The organism is Streptomyces sp. WZ-12 (genome assembly GCF_028898845.1).
GTDB lineage: Bacteria > Actinomycetota > Actinomycetes > Streptomycetales > Streptomycetaceae > Streptomyces.
Window position 1 is genome coordinate 7,441,551 of the sequence record NZ_CP118574.1, and the last position, 18,143, is coordinate 7,459,693.

Here is an 18,143-nt window from a genome sequence, read left to right on the forward strand (position 1 = left end):
AGTGGATGGGCGCCACACCTCTCTCTGTCATGCCTGCGTCAAAGTCGCACCGTGGTGCCGCACCGTGGTGCCGCGCCGCCATGCCCCACCGCAGTGCCGCGCCGCGATTCCGCACCGCATTCCCGCCACGAAAGGAAGTCCGATGAGTGACCCGATTCCCCTCCCGAACGGCCTCCCCATGGAGCGCGACGCCGGTCCGTTCGACCCGCCCCGCTACCTCACGCAACTGCGCGAGTCCCGCCCGGTCTGCCCCATGCGCTTCCCGGACGGTCACGAGGGCTGGGTCGTCACCGGTTACGAGGCGGTCCGCCAGCTCCTGGCCGACACCCGGTTCAGCTCCCGCCAGGACATCGGCGTGCTGCACGTGCCGTACGAGACGCCCGGCATGCCCGTGCCGACCGAGCCGTCCCCGCAGGTGCCGGGCCTGTTCGTCGCCATGGACCCGCCGGACCACACCCGGCTGCGGCGCAGGCTCACCGGCGCCTTCACCGTCAAACGCATGAAGCAGCTGGAAGAGCACATCGTCGACATCACCGAGCGGCGACTGGACGAACTCGCGCGCATGGCCCCGCCGGTCGACCTGGTCAAGGAGTTCGCGCTGCCGGTGCCGTCGCTGGTGATCTGCGAACTGCTCGGCGTTCCCTACGCGGACCGGGACACCTTCCAGACCAACTCCGCCACGTTCATGGAGAAGGAGGTGACGCTCGACGACAAGATGGCCGCCTACGGGGCGTTGACCTCGTACCTCGCCGAACTGGTCACCCGCAAGCGGGCCGAGCCGGGCGAGGACATCCTCTCCGACCTGGCCCGCCAGGACGACCTCAGCATCGAGGAGCTGACCGGCGTCGCCTTCCTGCTGCTGCTCGCGGGCCACGAGACCACCGCGAACATGCTGGGGCTGGGCACCTTCGCGCTCCTGGAACACCCCGAGCAACTGGCCGAACTGCGGTCCGACCCGGACCTGTTGCCCAACGCCGTCGAGGAACTCCTGCGCTACCTCTCCGTCGGCGACGTCTTCTACCGCTACGCCACGGAGGACATCGAGCTCTGCGGGGAGACGATCGGCAGGGGCTCGACCGTCGTCGTCTCGCTGCTGACCGCCAACCGCGACCCCCGGCGCTTCGAGGACCCCGACGCCCTGGACCTGCACCGCAAGGCCCGCGGTCACCTCTCCTTCGGCCACGGCATCCACCAGTGCCTCGGCCAGCAGTTGGCCCGCATCGAGATGCGCGCCGGCTTCGCCGGGCTGCTGCGCCGCTTCCCGACCCTCGAACTGGCCGTCCCCGCCGACGAGGTGCGGCTGCGGACCGACATGAACATCTACGGGGTCCACGAACTGCCGGTCACCTGGGCGGAGTCGGCCGGTTAGGGCAACGGGCGCGCCACCCCGCAGGGGACCTCGCCGCCCGGTGGTGAGGTCCTACTCGCCGGGCGTCAGGCGCAGCGCGTGCAGGGCCACGGCGAGGTCGGCCACCGCGCGGGGGTCGCGGAGCGAGCGTTCCGTCAACTCCTCCAGCCTGTTGAGCCGGTAGCGGACGGTGTTGCGGTGGCAGAACAACAGGCGCGCCGCGGCGGCCGTGGAGCCGGCCGCCGCGAACCAGCACTCCAGGGTCTCCAGCAGCCGGTCCCGTTCGTCGGCGGGCAGCCGCAGCACGCCCTCCAGGGCGGCGCGGGCGATCCGTGCCGCCTCGTCCGGCGCCGCCGCCACCAGCAGGGCGGCGGGGCTGCTGTCGAAGCGGGCGATGCTCCCGGTGGGCCGGGCGCGGGCACCGGTGAGCGCCAGGCGGGCGAGCCGGAGCGCCCTGGGGGTCTCGCGCAGGTCCCGGTAGGCGGGGCTGATGCCTCCCCGGGTGGCGAGCGACCGCTCCAGGAGGCGCAGTACCGCGTCATCGGCGTCCGGGCGCGGCACGGCGACCACGCCGACGTGCAGGTCCGGCAACAGGCGCCAGGCCGAACGCAGTTGTTCGCCCCGGAGCCGGGCCTCGATCCCGGGCAGCGCCTCCCGACCGGGCCCCGGCACCTCCGCGGCCACCACGAGATAGGGCCCGCCGGTCGGCAGACCCAGTACGTCGGCGGCCTCCCATAGCGTCGTGCGGTCCGTGAGCAGCCCGGTGAACAGGGCCTCGACCATCGCCGAGCGCTCCCGCTCGCGTTGCAGCACCAGTTCGGAGACCTCCTCGCGGTACGCGTCGCTGGCCGAGGCCGCGAGGCCGCCGTTCACCCACCACGCGGCCAGCGACATGATCGTCTCGGTGGTGAGGCCCTCGGCGGCACGGGCCTCATCGGCGATCGCGGACCACAGCACCTCGGACCCGACGCGGTAGGCGTGCAGCAACTCCGCCAACGGGGTGCCCCGGCGAGCCCGTTCGCGGCCGGTGTCCCGGGCCGACGTCATGTCGCCGGTGTGGTCGTCGACGAGCTGCCGGAGCACCAGCTCGCAGTTGCGTCGGCAGGAGGCGGCCAACTCCTCGATGGGCACGTGCTCGTCGCGCCGGTAGTACGGCACCTCGGTGCGGATACGGCGGGCCATCCGGGCGCCCAGCTCCTCGGAGCGGGACAGCAACGAAGCCGCCACGGGGGCGATTTCGGGGGGTGCGTCGGGGGTGCGGCTCATTCCCGCAGGTTACAAAGGGTGGTCCGGGGCGGGGGCGGTTGTGCCCTGGGACAACAGGGGCGGGTGTGGTGCTGTGCGTCGGCACATGGCCCCTGAGGTTTTCGAACGCCACGATACGAGGACGTTACCGGCCGGTATCGGACCGCTTTCCCCGTGCTGCCTCCCGAAGGAGGAACCGTGCCCAGAGCCGCCACACCCCACAGGACACGCACCAGGAACACCAAGCGCACCCCGTCCCTACTGGCCGGTGCCGCGCTCCTCGCCTCGACCCTCACCGCGGCCGCCCTCCCGGCCTCCGCGCACGCCGCGACCCCGGTCGGCACCGGCAAGTACGTGGCGCTGGGGGACTCCTACGCCGCCGGCGCCGGCGTCCCCGGACAGTCCGCCGGCCTCTGCCTGCGCTCCGACCACAACTACGGACGCCTCGTCGCCGCGGCCCTCGCCCCGTCCTCGTACGCGGACAAGACCTGCGCCGGCGCCAAGGTGAGCGCGCTCACCACGCGCCAGACGGACCTCGGGATCGTCGTCAACGACCCCCAACTCGACGCCGTCACGCCCGACACGTCCCTGGTCACCCTCACCCTCGGCGGCAACGACCTGGGCACCTCCGACGTCGGCTTCGTCGATGTCGTGGCCGCCTGCATCGGGCTGTCCCTCACCAACCCGTTCGGCACGCCCTGCAAGAACTTCTACGGCGACACGCTCGACAAGCGGCTCGACTCCGCGGCGACCCGGCTGACCGACGGCCTGCGCAAGCTGTCCGCCAAGGCCCCCAACGCCAAGGTGATGGTCGTCGGTTACCCGGCCGTGCTCCCCGACGACCCGACGAGGTGCCTGGGCAAGATGCCCGCCACCACCGGCGATCTCCGCTTCCTGCGCTCCGTCCTCGGCGAACTCAACACCAAGGTGGCCAAGGCCGCCACCGCCGCGGGCGCCAGCTACGTCGACACCTTCGGCCCGACCAAGGGCCACGACGCCTGCTCCGCGAACCGCTGGGTCGAGGGCCTGCTGCCGACCTCGCCCGCCGTGCCGCTGCACCCCAACGCCACCGGCGAACGCGTCATGGCGCAGGCGGTGTTGAAGGCGCTGGGGCGCTGAACGACGTAAGGCGTAGACGCGTCGGGCGCGGGGGTCGGGCACCAGCTCGGCCCCCGCGTCGTGCGCCAGCGCGGCCCCGCGCCGCCGCCTCACCCCTCGGCGCGCGCCGGGAAGCCGACGACCCAGTCGCCGCGTACCTCCCAGGTGCCGCCGTCGGGCAGCGCACCGCGCAGTCCGTGGAGCGCTCCGGGGCCGGCCAGAGCCGGGACGCGGGGGTCGTGGAGCGCGGCGAAGGCGAAGCTGCGGGCGGGGTCCCAGTCGGTGCTGTGCCGCAGCCGGCGGGCCAACTGCACGAAGCCGTACGGGGCCGCGGCGATCACCCAGGCGTCCGGGCGCTGAGCGGTCAGCCGGCGGGCCGGGCGCAGCCAGGAGGCCGCCGTCTCGGGCCAGTCGACCGCCGCCAGGACGGCGCCGCCGCGGGCCTCCCAGGCTTCGACGAAGGCCGCGCCCGCGGCCACCGACGCGGCATCCCGCCCGTGCCCGACCACCACGCTCCCGATCCGGGCCCGCGGCGCGGTCAACAGGGCCATGAGGGCGGCGAGTTCGGCGGGGGTGTGCGGGGCGGGGGCCGGCAGCTCGCCGTAGGCGGCGCGCTCGACCGGGCCGAGGAGGGGGGAGCGGGGGGAGTCGGCGAAGTCGGGGAACGCGTCGGGTCGGCTGGGGTCCATCAGGGGGCTCCGGGGGTGGGGTGCTCGTGGGCGCCGCTGTCCAGTCGGGTCCGGGTATCGGTGCGGGCGGCCTTCCACCGGGCGTGGGCGTCGGGCAGGCACACCGCGCACGGCCGGTAACCGGCGGCGCGGGCGGTGGCCTCGTCGGCGAAGAACACCCGGTCCCGTACGTAACCGCCGCGGGCCAGCGCCCGTTGCGCCGAGGGGCAGTCCAACCGTCCGTACAGCCGGGCGCGCCGGTGCCCACCGAGCGTGCCGGGCACCGGGCTGCAGTACGGCAGCCCGTCGGCCCCCACCAGCCGGTACCCGCTCCGGTGCGCCGCCGTCATGACGCGTCGTGGAAGACCAGCCCCAGCGCGTGGCGGCGGCCCGAGCGCAGGGTGCTCACCCCGTGCCGCATCGCGCCCGCGGACCAGCCCCGCTTGGAGCGCACCGGCCGGTCCCGGGTGGTGAACACCAGCCCGTGTCCCTGCGGCAGCGGCACCGCGGTGCCCCGGGACTGGGCCCGGGCCCGCTGCTCCACGAGCAGGAACTCGCCGCCGGTGTAGTCCGTGCCGTACGCGTCCAGCCCGATGACGACCTGGAGGGGGAAGACCATCTCCCCGAAGACATCGCGGTGCAGGGCGTTCCAATCGCCCGGCTCGTAGCGCAGCAGGATCTGCGCCGAGCGGTCCTGCCCGGCCTCGTGGCACGCGGCCAGCCAGGCGTCGAGGTCGTCGGGCCAGGGGGCCGGACGGTCCAGCCGCGCGCTCCAGTCCCGGGCCACCGCCAGCAGCGGCGGATACAGGGCCGCGCGCAACGCCGCTACCAGCGGCGGTAGTTGGTGCGTGAAGTAGCGGTAGGTGCCGGAGCCGAAGCGGTACCTGGCCATGTCCACCGTCGTGCGGAAGGCGTCGGTCCGCTCGTACAGGCCGGCGATCTCCCGGCACTGCGCCGGCGTGAGCAGCCGCGGGGTGAGGGCGCAGCCGAGCTCGTCCAACTCCTGGGCCACGGCGGCCCAGTCGGCCCCCGCCACGCGCCGCCGGACGCCCTCGACGGCGACGTCGGCGGCGGTGGCGACGGAGGTGTCGGTGACGGCGTCGGTGGTCATCCGTGCCTCCTCGGTGCCCGATCGGCGGCCGACTGCCGGGCCGGGGGACGGTGGTGTGCGGTGCGGTGCGTGGTCATGGCGGGCCCTCGGGAGTGGTTCTGGTCTCGGGGCCCACTCTGCTCCCTTCCGGCATCGGAATCCGGCGGAAATCGGACGTCGCACTGGCGTGGCGTGGCGCGGGGCGGGCCGCCCTTGAAACGGACGGCCCCGAACCGGCCACCCCGAACCGGCCACCCCCTGAACGGACCGCCGAACCGTTTCCTTCCCGCCGGCCCGCCGTTGGTCCCGGCGTCGGTAGTTCCGCCTCCCACGAAGGGCACGTCATCATGCGTCTGTTCCGTCCACTAGCCGTCGGTCTCGGCGGGCTCGCCCTGGCCCTCACCCTCCCCGCCGGCGCGGCGCTCGCCTCCAACGGGACGTTCACCTGGCTGGGACCGGGGGGCAAGGCGTACTCGCTCCAGAACCCGCCGGACAACCGGTGCCTCGACATGAGCCAGGAGGCCCGTGGGGCCCGCAACGCGCTGAAGCAGCCGGCGGCCGTCTACTCCGGCAAGCGCTGCAGGGGACACGAGACGCAGCTCGCCCCGGGCACGGTGGCCCCCTCGGGCGCCCGCTTCGCCAGCGTCGTCTTCAACCCCCGCTAAACCCACCGGCCCACCGTCGCTCCCCGGCCCGCCACCGTTGCGCGGTGACGGGCCGGGGCCATGAGCTGGCGCAGGGCCCGCATGCCGCCGCCGTCGAGCTGGAAGACGCCGAACGTGTCGCCCCCGGCGCGCAGTTGGTAGGTCCTGACGTCGTCCAGCGGGCTGAGCACGGCCACGGATGACCGACCGCGCAACGGGTAGAGGGCGACGGTGATCTTGTGAACAACCATTCGTTGTGCATGTCGTCGTCGAGCCGCCGTGGACCGACAGGGGCGTGGCACCCGCTCCGCGCCCCGCGCGCCATCGCCCCGACGCCCATCTGACCAGTGCATACGCGCAACTTGCCGCCGTCCGGCCCGGGAGCCCCGTTGGCGACCGCCATCAAAGCGGGCACCCACCCGGCAGATCAAACAGCCAACGGCCCGACGAGCCACAACCATCCGCTGTGGCGCTAGGGTGGGCGCCGTGGACCTCAACGCCGTGCGCACCTTCGTCGCGGTCGCGGAGACGGGCCAGTTCCAGAAGGCCGCCGTGGACCTCTCGCTGACCCAGCAGGCCGTCTCCAAGCGCGTCGGTGCCCTGGAGACGGAGCTCGGGGTGCGGCTGTTCACCCGCACCGCGCGCGGCGCCGGCCTCACCATCGACGGGCAGGCGTTCCTGCCGCACGCCCGCGCCCTGCTCCAGGCCGAGGAGCGGGCCGCCGCCTCCGTCCGGCCCGGCAGCCGCGCCCTGCGCGTCGATGTGATCGGTCGGCGGGTCGCCCCGGCCGGGCTGCTGCGCGCCTTCCACCGCGCCCACCCCGGGACCGCCCTCGACGTCGTCACGCTCTTCGACGCCGACGAGGCGGTCGCCGCCGTCCACAGCGGGGCGATCGACGCCGCCTTCCGGGCCGTCACCATGCCGGGCCGGCAACTCCCCGACGACGTCCGGTCGGTCCCGGTGTTCGACGAGCCGCTCCAGTTGTGCGTCGGTCCGGCCCACGCGTTCGCCACCGCCCCGTCGGTCCCCCTGCCCGACCTCGCCGGCCACCGCATCTGGATGCCCGGGAACGCCCCCGGTACGGAGTGGGGCGCCTACTACGACGACCTCGCCGCCGCGTTCGGCCTGACCGTCGACACCATCGGGCCCGACTTCGGCGTGGAGGCCCTCCTCGACGCCATCGCGGACTCCACGACGCTGGTGAGCATCTTCGGCGCACGGACCCCGCTGGTCTGGCCCGCCGGCCACGACCTGCGGCGCATCCCGTTGCGCGACCCGATCCCGGTGTACCCGCACTCCCTGGTCTGGCGCGCCGACAACCCCCATCCCGGGCTCGCCGCGCTCCGCGACCACCTCGCCGGCCTGCGCCCGAAGCGGCCCGACGGCGAGCTGTGGCTGCCCAGTTGGGCGGAGTCGACCGCGTCGCTGGAGTAGGCCGACGGGGGCGGCGGCGCGCCCCGTCGGGCGCCTTCCGGTGCGCGCCTACGGGGCGAGCTCCTCCCGGACCAGTTCCTCCCGCCCGAGCTCCTTCCGGAAGACCGTGGAGCTCTGGCTGACCGTCATGCCCACCCGTAGGTAGAGGTCGAGCGCGCCGGTGTCCGAGTGGGTCCACAGCGTGCAGTTCCGTCGGCCGTGCCGGTGGAAGGCGCGGAACGCCTGGCGCAGCAGCAGCCGGGCGATGCCCCGGTCGCGGTGGTCGCGGCGGACGGCGACCTGTTCGAGATGGCCGCCGTCCGCGTCCGGCAGGTCCAACGCGAGGACGGCGCCGACCAGTTGGCCGTCGACCAGCGCCACCGCCGAGCAGTCGGCGGCGAAGGCGGCCCGGTCGACGGTGTGCCGGGCCCACTCCTCGTAGGACCGGCGGCGCGGCTGCCACGCGGCGAACGCGTCCTCGACCAGTCGGTGCACCGCCCGCGCGTCCCCGGAGTCGAACGGCCGGACCGTGACGCCCGCCGGGGGCCCGGGCACCGCCGGCTCCTCGGCCATCGCGTACGTCAACTCCCAGGCCGCGACCAGCGGTTGGTAGTCGCGGGAGCGCAGCAGCGCCGCGGCGGGCCGGTCGGTGTCCGGCACGGTCTGCACGATCGCCTCGCTCCCGGCCCGACGGGCCCGCGCCTCGGCCCAGTCCAGCAGCGCGGCCCCCAGCCCGCGGCCCCGGTGCGCGGGGTGCACGTCCACCTCGGACCGCCGGTTCACCCAGGCCCGGGCGGGCAGCCGCCCCGCCCGGTCGTGGACCACCAGAGTGTCCAACTCCGGTATCAGGCCGGGGCGGTTGAGGTCGGCGGCGATGCCGCCGGGATCGGTCTGCGCCCGGTCGTGCAGCGCGCGTTCGCACTCCGTGACCAGGGCGTGCAGGGCGTCGACGTCGTCGGCGGTCGCCGGCCGGCCCTGGTGGTCGGCGGGCAGCGCCGGCGGCGGATGCGGCACCGCTCAGTCCGTCGCGGGGTCGGCGGTGCGGCCGACCAGGCGCTCGTAGCGCTGCCGGGCGGCCTGCGGGGTGCCGAGCCCGAGGCCGAACGAGATCTCCTGCCAGGTCATCCCGCGCCCGCGCGCCATCTGGAGCAGCCCGGCCTCCAGTTCGTCCATCTCCCCGCGCACCAGCGGCACCAGGCTGAGCGCGGCGGTCACGTCGGCCCGGTCCACCTCCGGCTCCCCCTCGTGGAGTTGGGCCGCCCCGCTGAGCAGGAACGACACCAGCCGGACGGCCTCGTGGGGGCCGAGCACGGCCGGGTGGACCTGGCGCCGGCGCTGCTCGTCGCTGCCGGCGTGCCGCTCGGCGATCCGGAACAGCGAGGCGGCGGCCCGGTGCGCCCGCGCCTGCCCGGGATCGGGGGGAGTGAAGGGGTCGGCGGACGAGGCTGACTGCTCTGACGTCGATGACATGACGTCAGGATGCGGGGCGACACCATCCACTGTCAAGGAAGTGTTGTAAACAAAGTGTTCAATGGTGGTGGGCGTTCAACGGCGTCTCGGGCCCGTTTCCGGCCCGGTCGCCGCCCCGGGGGCGGGGTCCTACCCTCGGGGTATGCCGGGTGTTCGCGGAACCCTCGCGGTGCTGGCGGCGGGCGTGCTGACCGGCGCCCTGGTGGGTATCCCGGCCCCGTTGCCGGCCGCCGCTCCTGGGTCGTCGGGCGGCGGCCCCGACCTCACGCGCCTCGCCGCGCAGCGGCCCGACTGGCAGACCTGCCCCGCGGGCTTCCCCGGTACCGCCGATCCCCCCGGCGGCTCCGCACCACCGTCCGACGCGGCCCACCGGTTCCAGTGCGCCCGGCTGGAGGTCCCGCTCGACTACGCCCACCCGGACCGCGGCACCCTGCACGTCCAACTGGTCCGACTGCCCGCGACCGGCCCCGGAAGGCGGCTCGGCTCACTGGTCATCAACCCCGGCGGCCCCGGCGATTCGGGCGTCAACTACCTCATGAGTAACAGCGATGCCTTCGCGCGCCTCGGGCAGCGCTACGACCTGGTGAGCTTCGATCCGCGCGGCACCGGCCACACCGACCCGATCTCCTGCGGCACCAGCTACACGCCGGTCGGCGGCAGCGGCGCGGACGCCCTCGCCGCCAACGAGCGCCGCATCAACGAGGCGTGCGGCCGCCACTCCGGCGCGCTGCTGCCGTACGTCGGCACCGTCAGCGTCGCCCGCGACATGGACCTCCTGCGCTCCGCCGTCGGCGACCGCAAGCTCCACTACCTCGGCTTCTCCTACGGCACCCGGCTCGGCTCGGTCTACGCCCACGCCTTCCCCCGCAACGCCGGCCGGCTCGTCCTGGACGCCGTCGAGGACCCGACCGCCAACACCTGGCAGACCGCCGTCGCCCAGGCCCGCGGCTTCCAACGGGTGCTCGACGACTTCGCCGCCGACTGCGCCCGCATCAAGGGCTGCCCCCTCGGCGCCGACCCCGACGCCGCCCGGCGCCAACTCACCGACTGGTACCACACGTTGACCGACCGTCCGCTCCAGGTGCACGGCACTACGGTCGACGGGACGGCCTACGTCTACGCCCTGCGGGAGTCCCTCTACAGCCGGGCCAGTTGGCCCGCCCTCCGGGACGCGCTGGCCCAACTCCGCGCCGGCGACGCCTCCGGGATCCTCCAACTCAGCGGTACCGGCAGCGGAAGCGACGAAAGCGGCGCTAAGGGGCGCGGCCCGTATGGTGGCGCGCTCCCCGGGCGCAGCGCGACCGTGAACATGCCCCCGCAGGACCAACTGGCCCTGCGGGCGATCACTTGCCGGGACACCTCCGAGCGCTACGGCCCCGCCGACTACCCCCGAGCCCAGCGCGAACTCACCCAGGCGTCCCCGCTGTTCGGCCCCGACATCGCCCCGACCCTGCTGGACTGCTACGACTGGCCGGTCCCGGGCGACGACGCCGCCCGCGAGGTGGCCGCCCACGACGCGCCGCCCGCCCTGCTCGTCGCCACCACCGGCGACCCCGCCACGCCGTACGACGGCGCCGCGCACATGGCCCGGGCGTTGGGCAACGGCAGCGTGGTGCTGACGTACCACGGCGAGGGGCACGCCGCGTACACCTCCGGCAACCCGTGCGTGCTGGAGCGGGTGGACGCGTTCCTGCTGGACGGGGTGCTGCCGGTGGGCGGCACGGGCTGCCGCTGACCGGCCAGTCCTGATGCGAGGGCGGTTCAGCCCGCCTTGCGCCCGCGGCCGGCGGTCGTCTTCCGGGCCGCACCCGCCGTCTTCTTCGCCCCGGAACCCCGGCCGGCGGTCGCCTTCCGCCCCGCGGTGGAAGCGCCCTCGGCGGCCGCCTTCTTCGCGGTCGCCTTCCTCGGGGCTGCCTGCTTCGCGGCGGTTGTCCTCGCGGCGGTCTTCTCCGTGGCGGTCGCTGCGGTGGTCGCCTTCTTCGCCGTGCCGCGGCCCGTGGCGGTGCGACCGGGGGCCGTGCGGCCGGCGGTGGCCTTCCGGGCCGCGGTCTTCGTCGCGGAGCGGCCGGACGGCCCGGAGCCGCCGCCCGCCCCGCCCTCCTCGTCGGTCTCGCCGCGCGCCCGTTTCGCGGCCCGCACGCTGTCCTGGAGGGCGGTCATCAGGTCCATCACCTGGCCCGCGGGCGGCTCCCCGCCGGCCTCGAACTCCGGCTCCCGGTGGGCCAGTTTGGCCGCCACGATCTCTTCCAGCGCCTCCCGGTAGTGGTCGTGCACGTCCTCCTCGGACAGCTCACCGAAGGAGTCCATCAGCGTCTCGGCGGCCCGCACCTCGTTGGCGGCGACCTTCACTTCCCGCTCCGGGAGCACCCCGGTCATCGGGCGGATCTGGTGCGGCCACAGCAGCACCTGCATCACCAGCAGGTCGCCCATCGGCCGGATCATCGCCAGGGACTCCCGCCCGTGCAGCGCGACCTTGCCCAGCCCCACCCGCTGGTGCCGCTCCATGGCGTCCCGCAGCAGGGCGTAGGGCTTGGCCGCCGCGGGCCCGTCGACGCCGAGGTAGTAGCCCTTGCCGAGCTGGAGCGGGTCGATGTCGCCGCCGGCGACGAAGGCGAGGATGGTCAGGGTCTTGGCCGTCGGCAGCGGCAGCGCGTCCAGGTCCTCGTCGGTCAACGGGACGACGGTGTCGTCCTCCGTGCGGTAGCCGCGGCCGATCTCGTCGGGGGAGACCTCGGTGCCCTCCAGGGAGCAGACCGGCTGGTTGCGGACCCGCCCGCCGTCCGCGGTGTGGATCCGCACGAAGCTGACCGAGGCGGAGCTGTCCGTGGCGTTGTACGCGGCCACCGGGATCGTGACCAGGCCGAAGCTGAGGGAGAACTTCGCGGTGGGGCGCATGGGGGCCGCCTTCGTGGTGCGGTGCGATGCCGTTCCATGCTAGGAGGCCGGCCCCGCGCCCACCTCCCGGACCGCTCCGCCCGGGCGGCGCGGGCGTGCCGGACGCCGCGACGCCGCGGAGATCCGTCGGGAGCGCCCTAGCCGCGGTGCCGTTCGGCGGTGCGGGGCACGGTCCGGCCCTCGGCGAGGTAGCGCTCGCCCTCGATGATCGCCTCGTGGACGTTCCGCCGGCCCATCAGCACGCACAGCGTGTACGCCAGGTCCTCCAACCGCCGCCGGGCCACCGGGTCGTGCGGATCGGCGAGCACCACCCGTTCACAGACGCGGTAGCGCCGCAGCAGCGAGGCGAGCACGGACTTGTCCGGCAGCAACATTTCCGTCTTCTCCCGACGTCGGCCCGGCGTACCCGGGCGGCCGACCGGCGCGTCGAGAGCGCGCCCGGAACCGGAGTGGCTCCCACCTTGCGCCGGGCGTGCGGCCGCTGCAACCGGACGGCCGGCGGGCCCGCTCGCGGTGGGTGCCGGGCGGTTTCAGTCGGGCGGTTCCGTGGGGGGCGGGTGCTCGTCGGGTCGGGTGCCGGGTGACTCCTCGGGGTCCGGCTCGGGCTCCGCCGCCGGCTCCCGGTCGGGGTCGAGCGGTCCCGGGTCGCGGGGCACCGGTCGCGGTGTACTGGGCACGGGCGCCGGCCCGTTGCCCGTCCATTCCGTCGTCATCCTGGCGACCCTCCCTCCTGGTGGTTCCATCCTCCGCCGGTCCGCGGCCCGTCGCCCCCCGACGCACACCGGCCGTCGCGGCCCGGCGCCAATCGGCGGTGGCGACGCGACGCGCCGTCGCCCCGTCCCCGTATCCCCGACGCTTCCCTCGACGCCGCGACGACCACCGTGCTGCTCACCTTCGGCGTTCACCAGTGGCGCGCCGCCGCGGCCGGGCTCCGCGAGTGATCCGGTCGACGGCACCTGGGGCGCCCGCCGCGGCGCGCTGTGCCAACAGCCCTTCCCGGAGGGCTCGTTGGTCCCGCTGCGCGGGCTCCCGGACGGCCCTCGGTCGGCCCGCCCACCGGCCCGATCGCACTTTCGGGGCGGCTGTGCTCCTCTGGTAGCGAGGGCGGTCCCGGTACCGGGGACGGACCGCGGGCCGAGGAACACCCGAGGAGCGCCGCGCCATGCCCGCCATCACCTTCCACATCGCGATCATCGGGGCGGGCCCGGGCGGGCTGGTCTGCGCCCGGGTGCTCCAGCGCCACGGCGTGCCGGTCACCGTCTACGAGCGGGACCTCGGCCCGGTCGGGTCGGCGCCCGCCGGCCCCCTGGAGCTCCGGGCGGCGACCGGGCCGGCGGCGCTGCGCGCGGCCGGCCTGGAGAAGGAGTTCCGGGCGCTGGCCCACCCCGCCGGGCTGGAGGCGCGGCTGCTCGACCACACCGGCGCGGTGCTGCACTGCGAAGCCCCGGAGCCCGGCACGACGCAGGAGCGCCCCGAGATCGCCCGGCGCGCCCTGCGCCGGCTCCTGGTGGACTCCCTCGCGCCCGGCACCGTCCGCTGGGGCCGATATCTGCGGACCCTGCACCCGCGCGGCGGCGGCCGCCACCAGGCGGTCTTCGACGACGGCGAGACCGCCACCTTCGACCTGGTCATCGGCGCCGACGGAAGCTGGTCCCGGGTCCGGCCGGGGTTGTCCGACGCCACCCCGCACTACTCCGGCGTCACCTTCGTCGAGACCGGGCTCGACGACGTCGACGCGCGCCACCCGGACGCCGCCCAACTGGTCGGCCGCGGCACCATGATGGCGCTGTCCGGCGGCAAGGGGCTGATCGCCCGGCGCGACGCCCACGGCCGGGTCCGGGTCTACGCGGCCTTCCGCGGCGCCGAGGACTGGGCGCGGCCGGCCGGCGTGCAGACCACCGACACCGAGGCGGTCCGGTCCGCCCTGCTGGCCGCCTTCGACGGCTGGCACGACCGGTTGCGCGCCCTCCTCAGGGACAGCGACGACGGGTTCGTCAACCGGCCGTTGTTCGCGCTGCCGGTGCCGCACACCTGGCCGCACACCCCCGGCCTGACGCTGCTGGGCGACGCCGCTCACCTGATGACGCCGCTGTCCGGCCCGGGCGCCGACCTGGCCCTCCAGGACGGCTGCGAGCTCGCCCGGCACCTGGTCGAGGCGCACACCTGGCAGACCGACCCGGACCACGCGGTCCGCGCGTACGAGGCGATCCTCTTCCCCCGCTCCGTGGCGGCCGCCGAGACCGCCGCGGCCGACCTGGACGCCGCCCTCGCCCCGGACGCCCCGCGCCCCACCCACCGGCTGTTCCGCCGCCGTCATCTGCACCCGCACGGTTCCTGACCCGCCCGCCGGCGCCGGCTTGCGGGCGGTATCCGACCGTCGGACGATCGGCAGCACGAACCGGGGCCGCGCCGGCCCCGCCGCTTCAGGGACGGAGCAGCGCGTGAAGATCACCGAGCCCACGCCCGGCGCCCCGTGCTGGGTGGAGCTGGGCACCTCGGACGTGGCCTTTGCCGCGGTGTACTACCGCCAGGTCTTCGGCTGGCACGCCGCGACCGCCCCGGGTGCCGAGGCCGACGGCTACACGCTCTTCTCCGCGGGCGACGCCAAGGTCGCCGCCGCGACCCCGCTCTACGCCCCCGGCCAACAGACCGCCTGGACCGTCACGTTCGCCACCCGCGACGCCGAGGCGCTGGCCGCGGCCGCCACCGACGCCGGCGGCAAGGTCCTGGTGCCCCCGCGGGACGTCCCCGGACTCGGCCGCTTCGCGGTGCTCGCCGATCCGGCGGGCGCGGCCTTCGCGCTCTGGCAGGCCGGCCCCTTCGCCGGTGCCGAGCTGCTCAACGAGCCTGGCTCGCTCGGCTGGGTGGAACTGGCCACCGGCGACGCCGAGTCCGCGGTGTCCTTCTACACCCGGGTCTTCGGATGGACCGTCAGGTCCCACGGCGCCTATGCCCAATGGGGCATCGGCGGCGCCGACTTCGGCGGGATGAGCACCGTGGAGGCGCGAGACCGGGAGGACGTCCGGCCGCACTGGCTGCCGTACTTCGCGGTCGAGTCCGTCGACGGCACGGCGGCGCGGGCCGCCGAGTCCGGGGGCGCGCTGCTGATGGCGCCGACGGACGTCCCGGACGGTCCGCGGATCGCGATGGTGCGCGACCCGCAGGGTGCCGTGTTCGGCATCCACCAGGCGGGTACCGAGGGTTGACCGCGCGCACCGGCGCGCCGGGGGACGGGTGATTTCCTTCGGCCACCGGCCCCACACGGCCTCACACGATCGGCCGCCAAGTCGTCGTTTCACCACATTTCTTGGGGGGTTTGCGCGTAATGTCCGCACTGCGCCAATGGGTGGCATTGCGCGCCAAGCCTTTGCGCGTCAAGAACAGGAGACCCCTATGTCCACGACCGACAACCTCGTGGCCCGAGGCAAGAAGCTCGCGGCCGGTGCGGGCGCACTCACCACGGCTGTCGCTCTGGGGGCGACGCTGCTCGTAGCGGCTCCGGCCCAGGCGAAGCCCCAGCCCCAGCCCAGGGGGCCCCAGCCGCAGGTCAACATCCCCCGGTCGCTGGCCAACAGCCTCCGGCCGCAGGCCAGCAGCGCCCGGCCGCAGACCGGTCCGGGCTCGGCCTACGGCACCGTCAGCGCGGCCCGCGGGATGAACGAGCGCGAGTACCCCAGCACGGACTCCGCTTCGCAGGGAGACCTCCGCAACGGCACCCGGGTCTACCTGGTCTGCAAGGTCCGCGCCCAGAACATCCGCGGCAACGACGTCTGGTACCTGATCCGGGGGAGCCGGCGCACCTGGATCTCGGCCAAGCACGTGGCGAACACCGGCTTCGTCAAGTACTGCAAGGACGGTCAGCCCAACCGCGTCAAGCCGAGCGACGCCGCCAAGCACGCCGGCTGAGCCCGCCCGCCGGAGGTCCGCAACGGGCCCGGCGCAGTGCCCGTCCGAGGCCGCGCCGGGCCCTTCGCGTGCCGGTGTCCGGGCGGTCGTCACCCTTCCGAATTACTGGAACGCGTTCTACTGTTCCCCCCGACCCCGGAATCCGACGGACCGTCAGCGAACCGGCGGCCGCGGCGACCGGAGGACCGGACCGGACGACTGGTGGAGGGGCCGTGCACCTGGAATACACCCCGGAACAGCAGCGGCTGCGCGCCGAACTGCGCGCGTACTTCGGCACGTTGGTGCCGGACGACGCCCACGTCCGGTACGCCGACCCGGCCGCACAGAAGCGCTTCTACCGCGAAACGGTGCGCCGGCTCGGCGCCGACGGCTGGCTGGGCGTCGGCTGGCCCAAGGAGTACGGCGGGCGCGGGCTGACCCCCATGGAACAGTTCCTCTTCTTCGACGAGGCCGCGCAGGCCGGGGTGCCGCTGCCGCTCATGGCGCTGAACACCGTCGGCCCGACCCTGATGCGGTTCGGCACCGACGAGCAGAAGGCGTACTTCCTTCCCCGGATTCTCTCCGGCGAGCTCGACTTCGCCATCGGCTACAGCGAACCGGACGCCGGCACCGACCTGGCCGCCCTCAAGACCCGCGCGGTGCGCGAGGGCGACGAGGAGAGCGGGCACTACGTCGTCAACGGCCAGAAGATCTGGACCACCAACGGCGACACCGCCGACTGGGTCTGGCTCGCCGTCCGCACCGCCCCCGTCGAGGAGGGCGTCCCGCCCCACAAGGGCATCACCATGCTCCTGGTCCCCACCAGCGACCCCGGCTACTCCTGCACCGTGATCAACACGCTCGCCTCGCACGACACCACCGCCAGCTACTACGAGAACATCACCGTCCCCGCCTCCCGCCGCGTCGGCCGGGAGAACCAGGGCTGGCGGATCATCACCAACCAGCTCAACCACGAGCGCGTCACCCTCGCCGCGCACGGCACCATGGCCATCCGGGCGTTCCACGACGTCCAACGGTGGGCCGCCGGCACCAAGTTGACCGACGGCCGCCGGGTCATCGACCTCGGCTGGGTGCGCGGCCGGCTGGCCCGCACCCACGCCCGACTGGAGGCCATGAAGCTGCTCAACTGGCGCATGGTGGACGCCCTCCAAAACGGCACGCTCACCCCGCAGGACGCCTCGGCGGTCAAGGTCTACGGCTCCGAGGCCCGCCGGGACGCCTACGCCTGGCTGCTCGAAGTGGCCGGCGCCACCGGGCCGTTCACCGAGGGCTCGGCGGGCGCGGTGCTCCGCGGCGAACTGGAGCGCGGCTACCGCTCCGCCGTCATCTTCACCTTCGGCGGTGGCAACAACGAGATCCAGCGCGAGATCATCTCCTGGATCGGCCTCGGCATGCCGCGGGTGCGACGGTGACCGGCTTACGGGAGGCGCGGTGAGCGCGGGCGACCCCGGCCTGTTCGGGCCCCGTTCGGTGACCTGGCAACTGCACGCCGACCCGATGATGTGGATCGCGGGCATCAGGGCGCTCTACCTCCAGGCGCTCTACCTCCAGGCGCTGCACCCGCGCGCGGTCCGCGGCGTGCTCCAGAACTCCGCCGCGTTCCAACTGAACGAGCGCGGCCGGCGCGACGCCTGGGGCCGACTGAGGCGCACCGCCGACTTCGTCGGCACCCTCAGCTACGGCACCACCGGCGCCGCCGAACGGGCCGGCGCCGCGGTCCGCGCCCTCCACCGCCGGCTGACCGCCACCGACCCGGCCGCCGGCGCCCGCTACCGGATCGACGAACCGGAGCTGCTGCGCTGGGTGCACTGTGCCGAGGTGGACTCCTACCTCCAGGTGCTGCGCCGCTCCGGCTACCCGCTCACCGACCGGCAGGCCGACCGCTACCTCGACGAACAGCGCACCGCCGCCCGCCTCGTCGGCCTCGACCCGGACACCGTCCCCGGCGACCGGGCCGCGCTCGACGCCTACTTCGCCCGGGTCCGGCCGGAGCTGGCGCTCACCCCCGAGGCCCGCCAGGTCGTCGCCTTCCTGCGGCGCCCGCCGATCGCCGCCCCGCTCGTCCCGGCCCGTGCCCTGCTCTGGCGGCCGGTGACGGGGCTGGCGTACGCGGCGCTGCCCGGCTACGCGCACCGCCTGTACGGCCGGCCGGCGCCCCCGCCCGCCACCGTCACCCGCCAACTGCGCACCGCCGGCCGGCTGCTGCGGGCGGTGCCCCCCACCGTCCGTTGGCAGCTCCCGCCGCGGCACGTCCTACGGGCCGTGGCCAGGCTCGGGCCCGGCACGCGGCCGGGAACCTTCAAGCCGCGCGACTCCGCCGCCATACTGGACGGGCAGGACACACCGGGGGATCCACGCGGCTGAAC

The 18,143-nt window shown here is 74.6% G+C and carries 20 protein-coding genes; 10 read left to right on the forward strand and 10 right to left on the reverse strand.

Features of this window, described 5'->3' with window-relative positions:
- Window positions 1-142: 142 nt before the first annotated feature.
- The gene (locus tag PV796_RS32535; protein WP_274917254.1) at window positions 143-1,369 is read left to right on the forward strand and encodes a cytochrome P450; all 1,227 of its coding nucleotides are present in this window, start codon (window positions 143-145) and stop codon (window positions 1,367-1,369) included.
- Window positions 1,370-1,420: 51 nt separating this feature from the next.
- Here the strand turns inward: PV796_RS32535 and PV796_RS32540 are convergent, their stop codons facing one another.
- Window positions 1,421-2,614: a PucR family transcriptional regulator gene (locus PV796_RS32540; protein WP_274917255.1), complete on the reverse strand. Its 1,194-nt coding sequence runs from the start codon at window positions 2,612-2,614 to the stop codon at window positions 1,421-1,423.
- A gap of 177 nt (window positions 2,615-2,791) precedes the next feature.
- Here PV796_RS32540 and PV796_RS32545 point away from each other — a divergent pair, with 177 nt between their 5' ends.
- Window positions 2,792-3,712: an SGNH/GDSL hydrolase family protein gene (locus PV796_RS32545; protein ID WP_274917256.1), complete on the forward strand. Its 921-nt coding sequence runs from the start codon at window positions 2,792-2,794 to the stop codon at window positions 3,710-3,712.
- Window positions 3,713-3,801: 89 nt separating this feature from the next.
- Here the strand turns inward: PV796_RS32545 and PV796_RS32550 are convergent, their stop codons facing one another.
- Genes PV796_RS32550 through PV796_RS32560 form a run of 3 tightly spaced genes read right to left on the reverse strand, consistent with a single transcriptional unit; the run spans window position 3,802 to window position 5,470 of the window.
- Window positions 3,802-4,380: a hypothetical protein gene (locus PV796_RS32550; RefSeq protein ID WP_274917257.1), complete on the reverse strand. Its 579-nt coding sequence runs from the start codon at window positions 4,378-4,380 to the stop codon at window positions 3,802-3,804.
- Window positions 4,380-4,709: an Ada metal-binding domain-containing protein gene (locus PV796_RS32555; RefSeq protein ID WP_274917258.1), complete on the reverse strand. Its 330-nt coding sequence runs from the start codon at window positions 4,707-4,709 to the stop codon at window positions 4,380-4,382. The genes PV796_RS32550 and PV796_RS32555 overlap by 1 nt, the downstream gene beginning before the upstream one ends.
- Window positions 4,706-5,470 carry a 2OG-Fe(II) oxygenase gene (locus PV796_RS32560; RefSeq protein ID WP_376564585.1) on the reverse strand — a complete coding sequence of 255 codons (765 nt, stop codon included), beginning with the start codon at window positions 5,468-5,470 and terminating at the stop codon, window positions 4,706-4,708. Before PV796_RS32560 ends, PV796_RS32555 begins: the two co-directional genes overlap by 4 nt.
- A 326-nt stretch (window positions 5,471-5,796) precedes the next feature.
- Between PV796_RS32560 and PV796_RS32565 the strand changes: the two genes are divergently transcribed.
- Window positions 5,797-6,114, forward strand: a complete 318-nt coding sequence (locus tag PV796_RS32565; RefSeq protein WP_274917259.1) for a hypothetical protein — start codon at window positions 5,797-5,799, stop codon at window positions 6,112-6,114.
- On the opposite strand, the gene PV796_RS32570 is transcribed toward PV796_RS32565, so the two are convergent.
- On the reverse strand, window positions 6,111-6,344 hold the full coding sequence (locus PV796_RS32570; RefSeq protein ID WP_274917260.1) for a hypothetical protein: 234 nt from the start codon (window positions 6,342-6,344) through the stop codon (window positions 6,111-6,113). The two genes, PV796_RS32565 and PV796_RS32570, sit on opposite strands and share 4 nt — an antisense overlap.
- Window positions 6,345-6,579: 235 nt before the next feature.
- On the opposite strand from PV796_RS32570, the gene PV796_RS32575 reads away from it, so the two are divergent.
- Window positions 6,580-7,527, forward strand: a complete 948-nt coding sequence (locus PV796_RS32575; RefSeq protein ID WP_274917261.1) for a LysR family transcriptional regulator — start codon at window positions 6,580-6,582, stop codon at window positions 7,525-7,527.
- Between the two features lie 48 nt (window positions 7,528-7,575).
- On the opposite strand, the gene PV796_RS32580 is transcribed toward PV796_RS32575, so the two are convergent.
- Both PV796_RS32580 and PV796_RS32585 read right to left on the reverse strand, forming a co-directional pair.
- Window positions 7,576-8,520, reverse strand: coding sequence for a GNAT family N-acetyltransferase (locus PV796_RS32580; RefSeq protein ID WP_274917262.1), 945 nt, complete (start codon window positions 8,518-8,520; stop codon window positions 7,576-7,578).
- A 3-nt stretch (window positions 8,521-8,523) separates the two neighbouring features.
- On the reverse strand, window positions 8,524-8,976 hold the full coding sequence (locus tag PV796_RS32585; RefSeq protein WP_274917263.1) for a DNA-binding protein: 453 nt from the start codon (window positions 8,974-8,976) through the stop codon (window positions 8,524-8,526).
- Between the two features lie 142 nt (window positions 8,977-9,118).
- Here PV796_RS32585 and PV796_RS32590 point away from each other — a divergent pair, with 142 nt between their 5' ends.
- A complete protein-coding gene (locus tag PV796_RS32590) occupies window positions 9,119-10,711 on the forward strand; it encodes an alpha/beta hydrolase (RefSeq protein ID WP_274917265.1) in 1,593 nt (530 codons plus the stop codon).
- Between the two features lie 26 nt (window positions 10,712-10,737).
- On the opposite strand, the gene ku is transcribed toward PV796_RS32590, so the two are convergent.
- The 3 genes from ku to PV796_RS32605 all read right to left on the reverse strand — a co-directional run bounded on the left by ku (window position 10,738) and on the right by PV796_RS32605 (window position 12,584).
- Window positions 10,738-11,871 (reverse strand): non-homologous end joining protein Ku, encoded by a 1,134-nt coding sequence (ku, locus tag PV796_RS32595; RefSeq protein ID WP_274917266.1) that lies wholly within the window; start codon window positions 11,869-11,871, stop codon window positions 10,738-10,740.
- A gap of 137 nt (window positions 11,872-12,008) precedes the next feature.
- Window positions 12,009-12,245, reverse strand: coding sequence for a DUF5133 domain-containing protein (locus PV796_RS32600; protein ID WP_274917267.1), 237 nt, complete (start codon window positions 12,243-12,245; stop codon window positions 12,009-12,011).
- 156 nt (window positions 12,246-12,401) lie between these two features.
- Window positions 12,402-12,584 (reverse strand): hypothetical protein, encoded by a 183-nt coding sequence (locus PV796_RS32605; protein ID WP_274917268.1) that lies wholly within the window; start codon window positions 12,582-12,584, stop codon window positions 12,402-12,404.
- Between the two features lie 449 nt (window positions 12,585-13,033).
- Here PV796_RS32605 and PV796_RS32610 point away from each other — a divergent pair, with 449 nt between their 5' ends.
- From PV796_RS32610 to PV796_RS32630, 5 genes are all read left to right on the forward strand, one after another.
- The gene (locus PV796_RS32610) at window positions 13,034-14,209 is read left to right on the forward strand and encodes an FAD-dependent oxidoreductase (RefSeq protein WP_274917269.1); all 1,176 of its coding nucleotides are present in this window, start codon (window positions 13,034-13,036) and stop codon (window positions 14,207-14,209) included.
- 103 nt (window positions 14,210-14,312) lie between these two features.
- Window positions 14,313-15,077 carry a VOC family protein gene (locus PV796_RS32615; protein WP_274917271.1) on the forward strand — a complete coding sequence of 255 codons (765 nt, stop codon included), beginning with the start codon at window positions 14,313-14,315 and terminating at the stop codon, window positions 15,075-15,077.
- Between the two features lie 187 nt (window positions 15,078-15,264).
- Window positions 15,265-15,777, forward strand: coding sequence for an SH3 domain-containing protein (locus PV796_RS32620; RefSeq protein ID WP_274917273.1), 513 nt, complete (start codon window positions 15,265-15,267; stop codon window positions 15,775-15,777).
- Between the two features lie 212 nt (window positions 15,778-15,989).
- Window positions 15,990-17,189 carry an acyl-CoA dehydrogenase family protein gene (locus tag PV796_RS32625; protein WP_274917276.1) on the forward strand — a complete coding sequence of 400 codons (1,200 nt, stop codon included), beginning with the start codon at window positions 15,990-15,992 and terminating at the stop codon, window positions 17,187-17,189.
- A gap of 19 nt (window positions 17,190-17,208) precedes the next feature.
- Complete coding sequence (locus PV796_RS32630; protein WP_274917277.1) at window positions 17,209-18,141, forward strand: oxygenase MpaB family protein; 933 nt, start codon at window positions 17,209-17,211, stop codon at window positions 18,139-18,141.
- Window positions 18,142-18,143 lie beyond the last annotated feature (2 nt).

Excerpts from the sequence above, each read along its gene's own strand:
- PV796_RS32560 (WP_376564585.1), bottom strand. The coding sequence starts at position 5,470 with ATGACCACCGACGCCGTCACCGACACCTCCGTCGCCACCGCCGCCGAC.
- PV796_RS32600 (WP_274917267.1), bottom strand. The coding sequence starts at position 12,245 with ATGTTGCTGCCGGACAAGTCCGTGCTCGCCTCGCTGCTGCGGCGCTAC.
- PV796_RS32590 (WP_274917265.1), top strand. The coding sequence starts at position 9,119 with ATGCCGGGTGTTCGCGGAACCCTCGCGGTGCTGGCGGCGGGCGTGCTG.
- PV796_RS32550 (WP_274917257.1), bottom strand. The coding sequence starts at position 4,380 with ATGGACCCCAGCCGACCCGACGCGTTCCCCGACTTCGCCGACTCCCCC.
- PV796_RS32540 (WP_274917255.1), bottom strand. The coding sequence starts at position 2,614 with ATGAGCCGCACCCCCGACGCACCCCCCGAAATCGCCCCCGTGGCGGCT.
- PV796_RS32620 (WP_274917273.1), top strand. The coding sequence starts at position 15,265 with ATGTCCACGACCGACAACCTCGTGGCCCGAGGCAAGAAGCTCGCGGCC.
- ku (WP_274917266.1), bottom strand. The coding sequence starts at position 11,871 with ATGCGCCCCACCGCGAAGTTCTCCCTCAGCTTCGGCCTGGTCACGATC.
- PV796_RS32535 (WP_274917254.1), top strand. The coding sequence starts at position 143 with ATGAGTGACCCGATTCCCCTCCCGAACGGCCTCCCCATGGAGCGCGAC.
- PV796_RS32605 (WP_274917268.1), bottom strand. The coding sequence starts at position 12,584 with ATGACGACGGAATGGACGGGCAACGGGCCGGCGCCCGTGCCCAGTACA.
- PV796_RS32610 (WP_274917269.1), top strand. The coding sequence starts at position 13,034 with ATGCCCGCCATCACCTTCCACATCGCGATCATCGGGGCGGGCCCGGGC.
- PV796_RS32585 (WP_274917263.1), bottom strand. The coding sequence starts at position 8,976 with ATGTCATCGACGTCAGAGCAGTCAGCCTCGTCCGCCGACCCCTTCACT.
- PV796_RS32565 (WP_274917259.1), top strand. The coding sequence starts at position 5,797 with ATGCGTCTGTTCCGTCCACTAGCCGTCGGTCTCGGCGGGCTCGCCCTG.
- PV796_RS32555 (WP_274917258.1), bottom strand. The coding sequence starts at position 4,709 with ATGACGGCGGCGCACCGGAGCGGGTACCGGCTGGTGGGGGCCGACGGG.
- PV796_RS32570 (WP_274917260.1), bottom strand. The coding sequence starts at position 6,344 with ATGGTTGTTCACAAGATCACCGTCGCCCTCTACCCGTTGCGCGGTCGG.